This window comes from Rudaea sp. (assembly GCF_057139185.1).
In genome coordinates this window covers 1-15,631 of record NZ_DBNHDN010000025.1, presented here as the reverse complement: position 1 = coordinate 15,631, position 15,631 = coordinate 1, and the positions used below count along the sequence as shown (strand labels likewise).

Annotated in this window: 12 protein-coding genes; 3 read left to right on the top strand and 9 right to left on the bottom strand. The window is 65.7% G+C overall.

Annotation, left to right across the window (positions count from 1 at the left end):
- Positions 1-5: 5 nt before the first annotated feature.
- The 7 genes from AC16HO_RS08285 to xerD form a co-directional block, all read right to left on the bottom strand.
- Positions 6-449 (bottom strand): type II secretion system protein GspG, encoded by a 444-nt coding sequence (locus tag AC16HO_RS08285; RefSeq protein ID WP_395641593.1) that lies wholly within the window; start codon positions 447-449, stop codon positions 6-8.
- A 33-nt stretch (positions 450-482) separates the two neighbouring features.
- The gene (gene gspF, locus AC16HO_RS08280) at positions 483-1,700 is read right to left on the bottom strand and encodes a type II secretion system inner membrane protein GspF (RefSeq protein WP_395641592.1); all 1,218 of its coding nucleotides are present in this window, start codon (positions 1,698-1,700) and stop codon (positions 483-485) included.
- Complete coding sequence (gene gspE, locus AC16HO_RS08275; protein ID WP_395641591.1) at positions 1,700-3,433, bottom strand: type II secretion system ATPase GspE; 1,734 nt, start codon at positions 3,431-3,433, stop codon at positions 1,700-1,702. The genes gspF and gspE overlap by 1 nt, the downstream gene beginning before the upstream one ends.
- A gap of 7 nt (positions 3,434-3,440) precedes the next feature.
- Positions 3,441-4,133, bottom strand: coding sequence for an exosortase H-associated membrane protein (locus tag AC16HO_RS08270; RefSeq protein ID WP_395641590.1), 693 nt, complete (start codon positions 4,131-4,133; stop codon positions 3,441-3,443).
- A 50-nt stretch (positions 4,134-4,183) separates the two neighbouring features.
- Positions 4,184-8,044, bottom strand: coding sequence for a phosphoribosylformylglycinamidine synthase (purL, locus tag AC16HO_RS08265; RefSeq protein ID WP_395641589.1), 3,861 nt, complete (start codon positions 8,042-8,044; stop codon positions 4,184-4,186).
- 88 nt (positions 8,045-8,132) lie between these two features.
- Positions 8,133-8,939: a DsbC family protein gene (locus AC16HO_RS08260; RefSeq protein ID WP_395641588.1), complete on the bottom strand. Its 807-nt coding sequence runs from the start codon at positions 8,937-8,939 to the stop codon at positions 8,133-8,135.
- A 258-nt stretch (positions 8,940-9,197) separates the two neighbouring features.
- Positions 9,198-10,151 carry a site-specific tyrosine recombinase XerD gene (gene xerD, locus AC16HO_RS08255; protein ID WP_395641587.1) on the bottom strand — a complete coding sequence of 318 codons (954 nt, stop codon included), beginning with the start codon at positions 10,149-10,151 and terminating at the stop codon, positions 9,198-9,200.
- 85 nt (positions 10,152-10,236) lie between these two features.
- On the opposite strand from xerD, the gene AC16HO_RS08250 reads away from it, so the two are divergent.
- On the top strand, positions 10,237-10,683 hold the full coding sequence (locus AC16HO_RS08250; protein WP_395641586.1) for an RDD family protein: 447 nt from the start codon (positions 10,237-10,239) through the stop codon (positions 10,681-10,683).
- 83 nt (positions 10,684-10,766) lie between these two features.
- Here the strand turns inward: AC16HO_RS08250 and lptG are convergent, their stop codons facing one another.
- Together lptG and lptF are read right to left on the bottom strand one after the other, a co-directional pair.
- Entirely contained in the window at positions 10,767-11,903 is a 1,137-nt protein-coding gene (gene lptG, locus AC16HO_RS08245) for an LPS export ABC transporter permease LptG (RefSeq protein WP_395641585.1), read from the bottom strand.
- Positions 11,900-13,078, bottom strand: coding sequence for an LPS export ABC transporter permease LptF (gene lptF / locus AC16HO_RS08240; protein ID WP_395641584.1), 1,179 nt, complete (start codon positions 13,076-13,078; stop codon positions 11,900-11,902). Before lptF ends, lptG begins: the two co-directional genes overlap by 4 nt.
- A 124-nt stretch (positions 13,079-13,202) precedes the next feature.
- Between lptF and AC16HO_RS08235 the strand changes: the two genes are divergently transcribed.
- Together AC16HO_RS08235 and AC16HO_RS08230 are read left to right on the top strand one after the other, a co-directional pair.
- Positions 13,203-14,693 (top strand): leucyl aminopeptidase, encoded by a 1,491-nt coding sequence (locus tag AC16HO_RS08235; protein ID WP_395641583.1) that lies wholly within the window; start codon positions 13,203-13,205, stop codon positions 14,691-14,693.
- A gap of 148 nt (positions 14,694-14,841) precedes the next feature.
- A complete protein-coding gene (locus AC16HO_RS08230) occupies positions 14,842-15,594 on the top strand; it encodes a hypothetical protein (protein ID WP_484335373.1) in 753 nt (250 codons plus the stop codon).
- Positions 15,595-15,631 lie beyond the last annotated feature (37 nt).

The following is a 15,631-nucleotide window of genomic DNA, read 5'->3' as shown; positions in this document are numbered from 1 at the left end:
GGGGATCACTCCCAGTTGCCGACGTCCTTGTCCATGCCCTCGCCGCCGGCCTTGCCGTCCTTGCCGTAAAAGATCACGTCGTACTCGCCGTGATCGCCGGGCACCTTGTAGCCGAACGGATGGTTGAACGGATCGTTGAGGTCGCCGGGCTTGGCATACGGGCCGTTCCAGTTCGCCGCATTGCCGGGACGCGTGGCCAGATCGTTGAGACTCGCCGGCGGCCCGCCGTTGTCGAGCATGTACGCCTGGATTTTCATGTCGAGCGAGTGCACTGCGGCCTTGCCGGCGTTGTACTTGCCCTGGTTGAAACGCTGCACGGCGTAGCTGCCGACCACGCTCATGACAATGCCGATCAGCGCGATCACCATGACCATTTCGATCAGGGTGAAGCCGCGCACGCGCGCGAGCCGGGTCCGCGCCGTCGTTTGTGCAAGGAAAATCTTGTTCATGGAAGTATTCGTCCTGTGGGATCGATGGGAATTCTATTGGATCGAACCGCTGATGCTCATGATCGGCAACAGGATCGCCATCATGATGAATCCGACCACGCCGGTCATCACCAGGGTCATCACCGGAACGAGACCGGCGAGCATGCGGTCGACCGTGTTCTTCGCTTCGATGTCGAACGTGTCGGCGACCTTGAGCAGCATGTCGTCGAGCGAACCCGACTCCTCGCCCACCGAAATCATCTGCGTTGCGAGCTTCGGGAAGCGCTTGCTCTGGGCGAGCGCGTGGGCGAGGCCGCCGCCGGTCTTCACGTCTTCCGCCGCCTTGTCGACCGATTCCGCCAGCGCCGTGTTGCCGAGCACGTTGCGACCGATGCCGAGCGCGGTGAGCAAGGGAACGCCGTTCTTGAGCAGTGTCCCCAGTGTGCGCGCAAGCCGCGCGGTTTCGAGCTTGGCGACCAGCGGGCCGTACACGCGCATGGTCAGCACGCGTGCATCCCAGGCAAGTTTTTTCTCCGGATCGGCCAGGCGCCTGCGGATCGTCATCACGATGAATACGACGAGCGCGAGGATCAGCCACCAGAAGCTTTGCAATGTCGTGCCGGCGAACAGCACGATCTGGGTGATGAACGGCAGCTCGACGTTCATGTCCTTGAACATCGGCATGAATTGCGGCACGACGAAGACGAGCAGCACGACGAGCGCGGCGAACACCATGACGACGAGGATCGCCGGATAGATCATCGCGTTGACCACGCTCTCCTTGAGCGCCTTGGCGCGTTCGAGATAGGTGGCCAGACGCGCGAGCGTTGTGTCGAGCGCGCCGCCGACCTCGCCCGCGCGCACCATGTTCACGTACAGGCGCGTGAACACGCCGGGCTCGGCCTCGAGCGCCTCGGACAGCGGCGCGCCGCCGCGCACGTGATCGCGGATGCGCTCGACGATGCGCCGGGCCTTTTCGCTCTCCGGCAATTCCAGAAGAATCTGCAGAGCGCGGTCGAGCGGCTGGCCGGCGCCGAGCAGGGTCGCGAGCTGCTGGGTGAACTGCAGCACCTGGGTCTGGTTCATCGCTTCGCGCTTGAACAGCCCGGCCAGTCCGCCACCGCCGGCCACGCCGTCGGCGGAAGCCACTTCGAGCGGGATATTGCCCGCGTCCTGGATTTTGGAGACGGCCTCGTTTTCCGAAGCGACATCGTACTGACCTTCGACGATTTCGCCGTCGGCGGTGACTGCCTTGTAGCGAAAGAGCGGCATCAGCTTTCCGAGGTCACGCGCAGCACTTCTTCGATTGTCGTCTGGCCCTGCAGCGACTTGACCAGGCCGTCCTCGTACATCGTGCGCATGCCTTCGCTGCGCGCCTGCTCCTCGAGCTTGGTCATGTCGGCGTGCTGCATGACGAGGCGACGCAGCGGCTCGCTCATGACGAGGAATTCCATGATCGTGGTGCGGCCGTGGTAGCCGGTCGACGACAATGACGACGGCATCGGCCGGTACAACTCGACCTTTCCCTGCGGCTGGTAGCGCCGCAGGCCGAATTCCTCGACCACCTCGGGCAGGGCCTCGTATTTCTGCGCATGCTCGATGTCGAGCCGGCGCACCAGGCGCTGCGCGAGCACGCCGTTCACGGTGGACGTGAGCAGGTAGTCCTCGACGCCCATGTCGAGCATGCGCGTGACCGCGCCGGCGGCGTTGTTCGTGTGCAGTGTGGACAGCACCAGATGGCCGGTCAGCGCGGACTGGATCGCGATCTTCGCGGTCTCCAGGTCGCGCATTTCGCCGATCATGATGATGTCCGGATCCTGGCGCACGATCGAGCGCAGCGCATGGCTGAAGTCGAGGCCGATCTGCGGCTTGGCCTGGATCTGGTTGATGCCTTCGATCTGGTATTCGACCGGGTCTTCGACCGTGATGATCTTGACATCCGGCGTGTTGAGCTTGGACAGCGCGGTGTACAGCGTCGTCGTCTTGCCCGAACCGGTCGGGCCGGTCACGAGCATGATGCCGTGCGGAAGTTCCAGCACCTTGAGGAACTTCGGCAAAAATTCGTCGGTGAAGCCGAGCTTGTGGAAATCGAACACGACCGATTCGCGGTCGAGGATACGCATGACCACCGACTCGCCGAAGCTGGTCGGCACGGTCGACACGCGAAGATCCAGCTCCTTGCCCTGCACGCGCAGCGGAATGCGGCCATCCTGCGGCAGGCGACGCTCGGCGATGTTCAGCTTGGCCATGATCTTGATGCGCGAAATCACCGCCGCGGTCGATGCCGCCGGCGGCGATTCGGCCTCGAGCAGCACGCCGTCGATGCGGTAGCGCACCTTGAGGCGGCTCTCGAACGGCTCGATGTGCACGTCGGATGCGCGCTGCTCGACCGCGCGCTGGATGATCAGGTTGACCAGGCGGATGACCGGCGCCTCGGAGGCGAGGTCGCGCAGGTGTTCGATGTCGTCCTCGCTGCGCTGCGCGTCCTCGGACAGGCTTTCGACGATCGAGCCCATCGCCGAACGGCCCTGGCCGTAGTAGCGCTCGATGAGATCGTCGATCTCCGAGCGGAAACCGACCTTGACCTCGGCGCTCTTGCCGGTCGCAAGCTGCACCGCCTCGATCGGATATTCCTCGGCCGGATCGGCAACGACCCAGGTGACCTTGTCGTCGGTTTCGGCGATCGGCACGATGTGATGCTGCTTGAGGAAGCGGATCGACATCGACACGTTCTGCGGCGGCGCGTCGGGAAACTCCTTCGCCGTGACCAGCGGCAGGCCCATGACCTCGCTCAGCGCATCGCCCATCTCGCGCTCGGAAACCAGGCCCAGACGCGTCAGCAGCGGAACCAGATTGCCCTCGCCGTTTTCCTCGAGCAGGCGCCGCGCGCGCGCGAGGTCGTTTTCCTTCAGGCGGCCGCGGGCGACGAGGTACGCGCAAATGCGCTCGTCCAGGGTTTCGTGCTCCTCGTGCCGAGGGGCTGACAATGGTTGTACGGCAGACATGATCGTTTCAGTTCCCCTGCTGCCGCGTTTCGACCGCGGTCTCGCGATTAGGTTCCGCCGCGGCCGCTGGCGGCGGCTGCGTCAGCTCTTCGATGAACGGGCGGTTGAACAGGATCCACAGCACCGCCGGCACCAGCGGGGGCAGGATCAGGTAGCCGAACTGATAGCAAAGCGCGATCGCCTCCAGCGAATAGCCCAGCTCGTGCATCTTCGCCGTGCCCTCGGGCAATTGCAAACCGAGCACCTTGAATGTTTCCGCGACGACGCCGAACGCCTGCACCAGCCAGAGCACGGCCAGGCCCGCGCCGATCTGCGCCAGGCGTTGCCACTTTTCCAGCGGGGTGGCCATGACCAAACCGGCGAACAACGGCACGCTGTAGCCGTAGATCATCGGATTGACGATGAAATCGAAGAACGCATACTTCGGCGCGCCGTCCCTGACCGCGTTGTAGAGGACGTTGCTGTTGATCTGCATCCAGTCGGCATGATGCGCGATCAGCTGGCCGGTCGCCTGGCTGATCTCGTCGGCGCCGATGAGCACGTCGAGATACAGGCCCGGCCAGAGATGCAGCAGTGCGACCTTGGCGATCTGCACGACCGGCCAGGCGAACTGCGCGCGGAACGCGAACCAGAGGAAGAACGCGAACGGCAGCCAGAGCACGGCCGCGAGCAGGAAGCGCCGGAGCGGGGAAATCGTCATCGCCCCGTCTCAGATGGCATGATCGGACGACGCGTTCGCAAGCGGCAGGCTCAACACGCCCACACGCGCGCGTTGCGGAACATGCGCATCCACGGCGAATCCTCGCCCCACTCGCGCGGCGCCCACGACATCTGCACGCTGCGGAACACGCGCTCCGGGTGGGGCATCAACGCGGTTACGCGGCCCTGCGCCGCGGTGATGCCAGCAAGACCGCCCGGCGAACCGTTCGGATTGAGCGGATAGGCCTCGGTCGCGCGGCCATAGTTGTCGGCGTAGCGCAGGCACACCGCCGTGCGCCGCAGGTCGGCGCCGCTGGCGAACTCGGCGCGGCCCTCGCCGTGCGCGACCGCGACCGGAATGCGCGAACCCGCCATGCCCTTGAACAACAGCGACGCCGATTCGACCACCTCGAGCGTGACCAAGCGCGCCTCGTACTGCTCGGATGCATTGCGTTCGAAGCTCGGCCAGCCTTCGGCGCCGGGAATGATTTCCTTGAGCGCCGCGAGCATCTGGCAACCGTTGCACACGCCGAGCGCGAACCGGGCCGGATCGGCGAAGAACGCGGCGAACTGGTCACGCAACCGCGCGTTGAGCAGGATCGAGGTCGCCCAGCCGCGGCCCGCGCCGAGCACGTCGCCATACGAAAATCCGCCGCAGGCGGCGAAGCCGCGGAAATCGGCAAGTTTGCGGCGCCCGCTCTGCAGGTCGCTCATGTGCACATCGTAGGCATCGAAGCCCGCACGCGTGAACGCCGCCGCCATTTCGACCTGGCCATTGACGCCCTGCTCGCGCAGGATCGCGATCTTCGGTCTTGCGTCGGTGTGGATGTACGGCGCGGCAACGTCGTCAGCCGGATCAAATGTCAGTTTCGGCGTGATGCCCGGGCTGCCGTCATCGCTGCGCAGGCCGTCTTCGTCGCGCGCGCACTGCGGATTGTCGCGCCGCGCCGCCATCTGGAAACTCGTCTCCGACCACGCGCTCATCAGGTCTTCCCACGGCCAGCGCGCAAGGCGCTCGCCGCCTAGCCAGAGCTTCACGCGCATGCGCTTGTGCGGGGCGCCGCAGAAATTCGCGAACTTGTCGAGACCATGTTCGGCGAGCAGGGCGAGAAACGCCGTGCGGTCACCGGCACGGATCTGCACGACGGCGCCGAGTTCTTCGGAAAACAGCGAGGCGAGAATCGCCTCACCCCAGCCGTTCATCTCGACATCGAGACCACAATGCCCGGCCAGCGCCATTTCGATCAAGGTGATGAGCACGCCGCCGTCGGCGCGATCATGGTAGGCGAGCAGCAACCCATTCGCGTTTGCCTGCTGTATCGCGGCGAAGAAATTCTTCAATCGCTGCGGATCCTCGACGTCGGCAGGCAAGCCGCCGCCGCGGTTGTAGACCTGGGCGAGAATCGAGCCGCCGAGGCGGTTTTTGCGTGCGCCGAGATCGATCAGCCACAGCTCGGTCTCGCCCGCATCGGTGCGCAGTTGCGGAGTCAGTGCCTGACGCACATCGGTCGCGCGCGCAAACGCGGTGACGTTGAGCGAAACCGGAGAAACGGTTTTCTGCTTGCGTCCGTCGAGCTGCCAGACCGTCGCCATCGACAGCGAGTCCTTGCCGACCGGAATGGAGATGCCAAGGGCCGGGCACAATTCCATGCCCACCGCCTGCACCGCGTCGAACAGCGCCGCGTCCTCGCCGGGCACGCTGGCCGCTGCCATCCAGTTCGCCGACAGCCGGATCTCGCCGATGTCCGCGATCGGTGCGGCGGCCAGATTGGTGATCGCCTCGCCGACCGCGAGGCGCGCCGAAGCGGGCGCCGACAGCATCGCTACCGGCACGCGCTCGCCCATCGCCATCGCCTCGCCCGCGTAGCCCTCGAAATCGGTCAGCATCACCGCGCAATCGGCCACCGGAACCTGCCACGGCCCGACCATCTGGTCGCGGGCGCACAGGCCGCCGACGGTACGGTCGCCGATGGTGACGAGAAACGATTTCGAGCCGACCGCCGGCGCGCGCAGCACCCGCTGCAGCGCATCCTCGAGCGCAATGCCGTCGAGGTCCGGCACGATGTCGAGACGCGCAGCCTTGCGCTTGGCGTCGCGCTGCATCTTCGGCGCCTTGCCGAACAACACGTCCATCGGCAGATCGATCGGCTGCGCCTGCGGATTCGCCGCGTCATCGAGCAACAACACGCGTTCGGCAGTGACTTCGCCGACCACGGCGAACGGGCAGCGCTCGCGCTCGCACAGCGCCGCGAAGCGCGCGACATCGGCGGCATGCAAGCCGAGCACGTAGCGCTCCTGCGATTCGTTGCACCAGATCTGCATCGGCGACAGCGCCGGATCGGCCGACGGAATGCGGCGCAGTTCGATGCGTCCACCGACATGCGAATCGTTGAGGATTTCCGGAATCGCGTTCGACAGACCGCCCGCGCCGACGTCGTGGATGCTGACGATCGGATTGGCCGCGCCGAGCGCCCAGCAGCGGTCGATCACCTCCTGGCAGCGTCGCTCCATCTCGGCGTTGTCGCGCTGCACCGAGGCGAAGTCGAGCGCTTCGCTCGAATCGCCGCCGGCGAGCGACGACGCCGCGCCGCCGCCGAGGCCGATCAGCATGGCCGGGCCACCGAGCACGACGATCGCGTCACCGGCCGACAGCGAGCCCTTTTCCACATCCGCCAGGCGCATGTTGGCGAGGCCGCCGGCGATCATGATCGGCTTGTCGTAACCGCGCCGGTAGTTCGGATCGGCCGTTTCCTGCTCGAACGTGCGGAAATAGCCGCCGAGGCAGGGCCGGCCGAATTCGTTGTTGAACGCCGCTGCGCCGATCGGCGCGTCGCGCATGATCTCGAACGCGCTCGCCATGCGCGGCGGCAACGGCCGCTCCTTCTCCCACGGCCGCGGTAAATCGGGGATGCGCAGGTACGAGGTGGTGTAGCCGACGAGGCCGGCCTTGGGCTTGGCCCCGCGTCCGGTCGCACCTTCGTCGCGGATCTCGCCGCCGGCACCCGTCGCTGCCCCTGGAAACGGCGCGATCGCGGTCGGGTGGTTGTGCGTCTCGACCTTGATCGCGTACGGCACGGCTTCGACACCCGCGACGAAGCGGCCGTCTTCGCGCGGGAAAAAACGCGCGGCGGTATTGCCCTCGATCACCGCTGCGTTGTCCTTGTACGCGGACAAGGTATGCGCGGGTGAGGCCTGATGCGTGTTGCGGATCATCGCGAACAGCGACTTGTCCTTGGCTGCGCCGTCTATCGTCCAGCTTGCGTTGAACACCTTGTGCCGGCAGTGCTCCGAGTTCGCCTGCGCGAACATCATCAGTTCGACGTCGGTCGGGTCGCGACCCAGTTCCGCATAGCGCGAGATCAGATACTCGATCTCGTCGGCGGCGAGAGCGAGGCCGAGGCGCGCGTTCGCCTCGTTCAGCGCCGATGCCGGATCGCCGCCGAGCACGATGCGCTCCAGCGGTTCCGGTGCAGCGGAACGGAACAAGGCCCGCGCATCATCGAGCGTGGCCAGCACCGACTGGGTCATCGGATCGTGCAGCGCCTCGGCGAGCTTGCGCCACGGCGTAGAACCCGCCATCGGCGGCCTGGCGATCGTGAACGCGACGCCGCGTTCAACGCGGCGCACGGGCATGCCGCAACCACCCAGGATCTCCGTCGCCTTGGTCGACCATGGCGACCGCGTGCCCAGCCTAGGCACCACCCACAACGTCGCCGGCCCGGCCTCGGCATTCAGCGCACGCAGCACGCGACTGAGCGCATCGCGGTCGACCTGGGCGGCAGGCGCGGGATCGACGAAATAGACGTAGCGCGCAGCGCCGACCCGGAAGTCGGGCTGCGTGCGGTTCAATTCGCGATTGAGACGCTCCAGGCGAAACGCCGAGAGGGCCGGCTGCCCATCGAAAACCAACATGGCGCGCATCGGCTGCTTGCGGAAGGGGCGCGCATTTTAGCCGACAGGCAGGATGCGTGTCGCCCCGGCATGGCCGGCATCCGGCCGGTCACTTCGCCGCAACCGGCCCCTTGCCCGCCTGCGCCGCGAGACGATCGAGCTCGGCGAGAAATTTTGCCGGGTCCTGTACCGCACCGCCGTTCACCTGCACCCCATTCTCGTTGAGGATGGTTGGCGTGCCGCCGATGCCGATCTTCATCGCCAGCGCGGTCGTTTCTGCGATCGGGTTTGCACAGGTCTTCTTGCCGGGATCCTGCCCGTTCATCGCCGCGGTATAGGCAGCGTTGCGGTCCTGCGAGCACCATACGGCCTCGGCCTTCTTGTCTGCGCCGGGGTGAATCGCCAACGGGAACAGCACGTACTCGACGGCAATGCCGACCTGGTTGTAGGCGGCGATCTGCTTGTGGAACTGGCGGCAGTACGGGCAGTCCACGTCGGTGAACACGGTCACCGTGTGCTTCGGATTCGCCGGCGCAAACACGAGACGCTTGCTTTGCGGCAGGGTCTTCAGCGCAGCCAGGCGTATCCCCGCCTGCGCACGGCCGGTGAGGCTCGCCTTCTGCGCGACATCGTAGACCTCGCCCTGGATCAGATACTTGCCGTCGGCACTGACGTAGACCACCTGGCCATTGCCGATGACCACCTCGAAGAAACCCGGCAGGTCGGATTTCGCCAACGCCTCCACTTTCATGCCCGGCGCAAGCTTGGCGAGCGCATCGCGCACGACTTTCTCTTCGCCCGAAGCCGGTGCCGCAGCAATGCTGCTGGCGACATCGCCGAACGTGCCGTTGCTCTGGGCGCAAGCGGTGGAGGCGGCGAGAGCGAGACTGGCGGCGACAATCAAATGTTTGAGCATGGTGGTTCCCGACAGATGGAGCGTGCGCGACTGACGGATACGACCCGTCTTGTGCACAGCAAATTACAGAATCCGGCACGCCGATTACCAGATCAGCCGCCAACACCGCGATTATCGCACGAGTCGGCGTGCGCGCGCCGCACAGGTGCTCGCGCTCGGCCATCCCGGCCTCGCCAGACAACCCCGCCCCGCGCATCCTGCCTCGGGCGTTCGCTCGCGCAGGCGATGCCATTCATGGCATCGCGTAGACGCTTGCGCTCACCCTCGGGGGTGATGTTGCGCGTGCAGGCGCTTCAGGCCTTCGCGCGCGACCAGCGTGTAGATCTGCGTGGTCGACAACGAGCTGTGGCCGAGCAACATCTGCAGCGCGCGCAGATCGGCACCGTGATTGAGCAGATGGGTGGCGAAGCAGTGCCGCAGCACGTGCGGCGAGATGCGCCCGGCGTCGATGCCGGCGCTGGCCGCATGCTGCTTGACCATCGTCCAGAACATCTGCCGGGTCATCGCCGCCTTGCGCCGCGTGACGAAAGCGGCATCGACGACCTTGCCGGCAAGCAGCACCGGTCGCGCGTCGCGATAGTAGCGTTCGAGCCAGTCCATCGCTTCCTCGCCGATCGGCACGAGGCGATCCTTGCCGCCCTTGCCGGTCACGCGCAGCACGCCCTGGCGCAGGTTGATCTGGTCGGTGCCGAGGTTGACGAGTTCGGAAACACGCAAGCCGGTCGCATACAGCAGCTCGAACATCGCGCGATCGCGCAGGCCCAGCGGCGTGGCGATATCTGGCGCGCAGATCAGCGCCTCGACCTGCCTCTCGGTCAGCGCCTTCGGCAGCGGTCGTGCCAGCTTGGGCGTGTCGAGCAACAGGGTTGGATCGGCCTCGATCGCACCGAGGCGCTGCTGCATGCGGTAGAAATGGCGCAGGCTCGAGAGCAGGCGCGCGTTGCTGCGCGAGGAATAGCCGCCTTCACCGCGTTCGGCGAGGTAGCGGTGCAGATGTTCGCGCGAGCAATGCAGCAGGCCGCTGGAATTGGCCGCGCACCAGCGTGCGAGGCCCTCGAGGTCGCACCGGTAGCTGGCGAGCGAATTCTCGGCCAGGCCCGACTCGGACCAGGCGCGCTCGAGAAAGTCCTCGATCAGGCGGCCCTCGTCCGGCGCAATACGGTCGCTGACGCGTAGCGCGGCGGTGGCGGATTGGCGTGCGGATTTCTTCATCGCTGCGTCGAGGATAAACTGCCACGTTTGAGGCTTGGCTTTGTCGTACCCGCGAAGGCGGACATGACGACCTTCGAGATATCCGATGGATTCTACTTCCGCGCGGGCCGCCGCCACTCCCGCCCAACTCGGCTGGCGCCTGATTGCCGCGGTCTATGATTTGTTTCCGCTGCTCGCGCTGTGGTTCTGCGCGGTGCTGCTCGCGCTCGCGCTGACCGGCGGCACGCTCGACGTGCACCGTGTCGCGCACAAGCTGTTCGTGCAGGCGCTCGTGCTGGCGATCACCGCGACTTACTTCGTTGTCTCCTGGCTGCGCGGCGGCCAGACCGTCGGCATGAAGCCCTGGCGCCTGCGCGTGGTAGGCGCCGACGGCGGCGCGATCGACCTGCGCCGCGCGCTGCTGCGCTTCGCCGTCGCCCTGGTTTCGTTCGCTGCGCTCGGCGCAGGCTTCCTCTGGTGTCTGATCGACCGCGAGCGCCGCGCCTGGCACGACATCGCGACCGGCACACTGCTCGTGCGCATGGAGAAATGACTGAAGACTGGGGGCTGACGGCGGCAGACCGTACTCAGCGCAGCTCACCTGTCCGCTTTTCGGCCCCGCGCATCGGCCCTTGTCTACGCATCCCTGCGGAAATAGGCGAACGCCGCCAGCGCAAGCAACAGCGACGGCAGCGCGTTCACGAGTGCAAGGTTGAAATTGTATACCGCACCCATGCTGACCACGGATTTCTGGAAGAAGTAGTAACTGATTGCCAGCGCCATGCCCATGAACAGACGCTTGCCGAGGCCGCCGGTGCGCAGCGAACCGAATGCAAACGGCACCGCGCAGAAGGCCAGCACAAGCACGTTGAGGGGATAGAAGATGCGGCTCCAGTAGGCGAGCTTGTAGCTGGTCGCATCCTGGCGGTTACGGTTCATGTAGTCGATGTTGCGCGCCAGATCGTTCATCGACAGGTATTCCGGGTGGATCATCGATACGGCGAGCACGTCCGGGTCGAGCCGCGACTTCCATTGCGCCGTCTCCTGCGTCGTGCTCGTCGCCGAGCGTCCGACGAATTCGGTGCGACGCACATCGTGCAGCGTCCACTCGCCGGCAACATGCGTCGCCGTCTTCGCGATCGACAACGCGGACAGTTGGCCACCCGGGGTGAATTCGAATACGCGCACCTCGGACAGCTCGATCGTCGGCGTGCCGTCGTGCCCGCGGCGAGTGCGCCCGCGCTTGGCATTGATCACCGTGTCGCCATCGCGCGCCCACAGCGTGCCGCCCTTGCCGATGGCGATGTCGCGGTTCTTCGCCGTCTGCATCAGCGACTCGGCCTTCTGCTGCGCGCGCGGCGCGATCGCCTCGCCCATCAGTGCGACGAACGCGGTCAGGATGGTCAGCGCGAGCACGACCGACGCGCAGATGCGCAGCTTGGACATGCCAGCGGCACGCAAAGCGGTCAGCTCGCCGCTGGCGGCGAGCGCGCCCATGCCCATCAGGCCGCCGATCAAGGCACCGTAGGCAAAGTACTGGTACATGCGCCGCGGCACGGTGAGCAGGATATAGGCCACCGCCTTGGCCAGCGTGTAGTCACCGGTGCCGACGTCGTTGATCTCGCCGACGAAAGCCTGCATCGCATCGAGCGCGACAACGACGCACCAGGCCAGCAGCACGCCGCCGATCACCGACAACGCGACGACCTTGTCGACCTTCTTGAAGCGCATCCGGTCGAGGCCGCGACGCATGGCGCGAACGAGGGCCATCATGCCGCCCCCGCCACGGGCATCGCCCTGGCCGGCTTCGGCCGCGGCAGCTGCTGGCTGCGCCAGAGCAGGTACAACGCGATCAGCAACACCGGCACGTGCACCCACCACATGCCCAACGCAAAGCTGAGCTTGCCGCTGACCAGCTGGTTGCGTGCGATGTTCATGAACGCGTAGTAGATCGCCCAGGACAGGCCGGCGATGATCAATCCGGCATAGCGCGGCTGCCGCGGACTCGACTTCGACAGCGGCAGCGCGAGCAGGATCAGCACCAAGGTCGAGATCGGCGCCGCCAGGCGCCAGTGCAATTCGGTGCGCTGCACGAGGTCCTCGCTGCGCAGCAGGTCGGCGGTCGGCGCGGCGCGCTTGACCGCGTCGGCGCTGGCGTCGGGTTCGGAGTCGGTGAGCTTGACGTCGTTGCGCGCGTAGCGCAGCAGGCGGTAGTTGTCCTGGCCGATGATGCCTTCGACGCGAAAGCCGTTGTTGAGGCCGAGGTAGCGCTCGGCGCCGTTGACGTCGTGGTACAGTTCGCCGTCCGCCGCGGTGATCACGTTGATGCGCACCGGCGCGGTGGTGGCCTTCGCCCTGGCATCGGGCGTGTTCTTGTCGATCCCCAGCGCGCGCTCGCTGGCGACGAACATCTTCTTGAACTGCGTGCCGTCCGGGCTCATCGACTCGACGTACATCATGCCGTCGCCGTTCGGCAGCTCGACGAACTTGCCCGGCTCGAGCCCGGCGATGATCAACGAACGGTTCGCCTGCAGCACGAGATTCTGCGACAGGCGCACCGCGGCCGGCGCCAGCCAGAATGAGATCAGCGCCATCACCGCAGCCAACGGTACGGCGAGCAACGCCAGCGGCCGCAGCAGCCCGGTCACGGGCAACCCGGAAGCGGCGAACACGGCCATCTCGCTCTCGCGGTACAGGCGCCCGTAGGCGATCTGCACGCCGATGAACACGGCAAGCGGCGCGAGCAGGGTCAGCGCATCGACGGTACGCAAGCCGATCAGCGAGAACAGCAGTTCGGCCGGAATGCGCCCGCGTGCGATCTTGTTGAGCAGGTCGGCCACGGTGCCGCCGATGCTGACGAGCAGCAGGATCGCGGTCGCGGCGACGAAACTGACCAGCAGCTCGCGCGCGAGATAGCGGTCGATGATGCGCAGGGTGAGGAATCGCATGTTGCGGTAAACTTGCTCTCTTGTGTTTGCGCTCTGGCCGCGGCGCGCCGCGATTGCACACGCAGGCACGTTTACCCAACCTTAATTGTAGCCGAGCCGACCCACAACCAACGACGGTAACCTGATGATCCTCCAGTTCAGCCTCGATTCCCGCCTCCCGGAAACCGCGGAAACGCCCTGCGTTGTCGTCGGCGTGTTCGACGACCATATGCTCTCTGCCGCCGCGCGCCGCATCGATGCGGCGTCCGCCGGCACGCTCACGCGCCTGCTCGAATCGGGCGATCTGTCTTCCAAGCCCGGCGCCTCCCAGGCCCTGTTCGGCGTTGCCGGCATCAAGGCCGAGCGCGTGCTCGTCGTCGGTCTCGGCGAAGCGAGGAAGTTCGACGCCGCGCGCTATGCGAAAACCAGCGCCGATGCCGCGCGCGCTTTGAAGAACCTGCCGATCGACTCCGCCGTGTCGTACTTGAGCGACATCGACGTGCCGGGCCGCGACCTCGCCTGGAAACTGCGCACCGGTGCGCTCGCCGGCGACGCGCAGGCCTACAAGTACACGGCGACCTTCAAGCCGCGCGAAAAAAGCTCGCGCCCGGAACTGCATGCACTCGCTTTCGCCGCGCCGGCCGACACCGACGCAGCCGCGCTCGTGCAGGCGAGCGCGATCGCCCGCGGCGTGCGCTTCGCGCGCGGGCTCGGCAACCTGCCGCCGAACATCTGCACCCCGGCCTATCTCGCCGGCGAAGCGCACCAGCTCGCCCTGGATCACCCCGGCGTCACCTGCGAGGTGCTCGAAGAGGAGCAGATGTACAAACTCGGCATGGGCGCGCTGCTCGGCGTTGCCCAGGGCTCGGCGAACAGGCCGCGGCTGATCGTGCTCGAGTGGAAGGGTGGCGCGGCCGACGAGCAACCCTACGCGCTGGTCGGCAAGGGCGTCACCTTCGACACCGGCGGCATCTCGATCAAACCCTCCGCCGGCATGGAGGAAATGAAGTTCGACATGTGTGGCGCGGCCGGCGTGCTCGGCGCGTTCCTCGCCGCGGTCGAATTGAAGCTCAATCTCAACCTCGTCTGCGTCGTGCCGGCGGTGGAGAACATGCCGGGCAGCAACGCGCAGCGGCCGAGCGACGTGGTCACGACGATGTCGGGCCAGACCGTCGAAGTGCTCAACACCGATGCCGAAGGCCGCCTGATCCTGTGCGACGCGCTGACCTGGGTGCAGAAGTACAAGCCGCAGACGATCATCGACGTAGCCACGCTGACCGGCGCCTGCGTCGTCGCACTCGGCAAGCACGCCAGCGGCTTGATGACCCAGGACGACACGCTCGCCGACGAACTGCTCGCCGCAGGCCAGGCCACGCTCGACCGCGCCTGGCGCCTGCCGCTGTGGGATGACTACCAGAGCCAGCTCGAAACCGGCTACGCCGACGTCGCCAATATCGGCGGCAAGTACGCCGGCGCGATCACCGCGGGCTGCTTCCTCGCGCGCTTCACCGAGGGCTTCCGCTGGGCCCATCTCGACATCGCCGGCAGCGCCTGGGACGAAGGCCGCAAGGGCTCGGCGACGGGTCGGCCGGTGCCGCTGCTCGCGCAGTATCTGCTCGATCGCGCCGCTGGCTGATGCGGCATCCGTCGAGGGCAATTGAAAGTTGGATCCAGGGTGGGCGGTCCAAAATCTACGCATGCCTGCGTCCCGCCCTCCAGTCAACGTGAGCAAGGAAAACGACTCGGGCATCGAATAGAACCAAGCATCTCAAAGGGAGATTCACATGCGCCGGCCAGAATTTGCACCAATCGCGTTTGCGTTCGTTTTTGTTTTGCTGTCCTCGACCACGGCCCTCGCTAAAGACTCGGGCCCCACGTCGGTATTCGATCTGACTCTGGGAGAGCCATTCAACATCAGGGAATGCAAATACGAAGTTCTCGAACAGCAGATGGGCATGGAAGGCATCGCGGTCGCAAAACGCAACAGAGGCCTGCTCGGCAAACCCGATCACATCTCGAAAATGTATCGCTATACCGAGGCAAAGCCGTCAGCCGACAAATGCTTCCAGAGGGTCGGGCCCTTCTACACCAGCTCGCCAACCCCCGGGGCAAGCTTGCCGCCGGCACTGCCGCCCAACAATCAGAAGGTCAAGCTTGTCTACGCAGACAGTTCGAGACCTGCGATCGCCGACAGCGAGGATATCTGGATCGGAATCCAGGACTCGAAACTGACCGGCGTCCGGTTTTATTTCCAAAACAGAAACGAACAGAATGCGTTTCAAACCGTGTCGAAGAAGTACGGGCCACCCGCATCAACTGAAAAATTCACGATTCAAACCCCTGCGGGAACACTGAAAAGTTACTACAGCGCAAAATGGAGTTTCCCGAAGCTGCAGGTGACGTTCCTGAGCCTCGATACCAATCAAATTGGCTACGATCCGCAGGATGCGCCCCTCGGCTATCTCAGCGAGGTGGGCAGCGTGACGGTCCAATACAAGGTTCAAGAGGCCGCAAAAGCAGACAACAACCCACTCTGACTTCTCGCAGGCGACGCGGCGCAGGTCGACCTGCGCC

Coding starts and splice junctions, on each gene's coding strand:
- purL (WP_395641589.1), bottom strand. CDS start 8,044: ATGTTGGTTTTCGATGGGCAGCCGGCCCTCTCGGCGTTTCGCCTGGAG.
- AC16HO_RS08230 (WP_484335373.1), top strand. CDS start 14,842: ATGCGCCGGCCAGAATTTGCACCAATCGCGTTTGCGTTCGTTTTTGTT.
- lptG (WP_395641585.1), bottom strand. CDS start 11,903: ATGATGGCCCTCGTTCGCGCCATGCGTCGCGGCCTCGACCGGATGCGC.
- AC16HO_RS08250 (WP_395641586.1), top strand. CDS start 10,237: ATGGATTCTACTTCCGCGCGGGCCGCCGCCACTCCCGCCCAACTCGGC.
- xerD (WP_395641587.1), bottom strand. CDS start 10,151: ATGAAGAAATCCGCACGCCAATCCGCCACCGCCGCGCTACGCGTCAGC.
- gspE (WP_395641591.1), bottom strand. CDS start 3,433: ATGTCTGCCGTACAACCATTGTCAGCCCCTCGGCACGAGGAGCACGAA.
- gspF (WP_395641592.1), bottom strand. CDS start 1,700: ATGCCGCTCTTTCGCTACAAGGCAGTCACCGCCGACGGCGAAATCGTC.
- AC16HO_RS08260 (WP_395641588.1), bottom strand. CDS start 8,939: ATGCTCAAACATTTGATTGTCGCCGCCAGTCTCGCTCTCGCCGCCTCC.
- AC16HO_RS08235 (WP_395641583.1), top strand. CDS start 13,203: ATGATCCTCCAGTTCAGCCTCGATTCCCGCCTCCCGGAAACCGCGGAA.
- AC16HO_RS08285 (WP_395641593.1), bottom strand. CDS start 449: ATGAACAAGATTTTCCTTGCACAAACGACGGCGCGGACCCGGCTCGCG.
- lptF (WP_395641584.1), bottom strand. CDS start 13,078: ATGCGATTCCTCACCCTGCGCATCATCGACCGCTATCTCGCGCGCGAG.
- AC16HO_RS08270 (WP_395641590.1), bottom strand. CDS start 4,133: ATGACGATTTCCCCGCTCCGGCGCTTCCTGCTCGCGGCCGTGCTCTGG.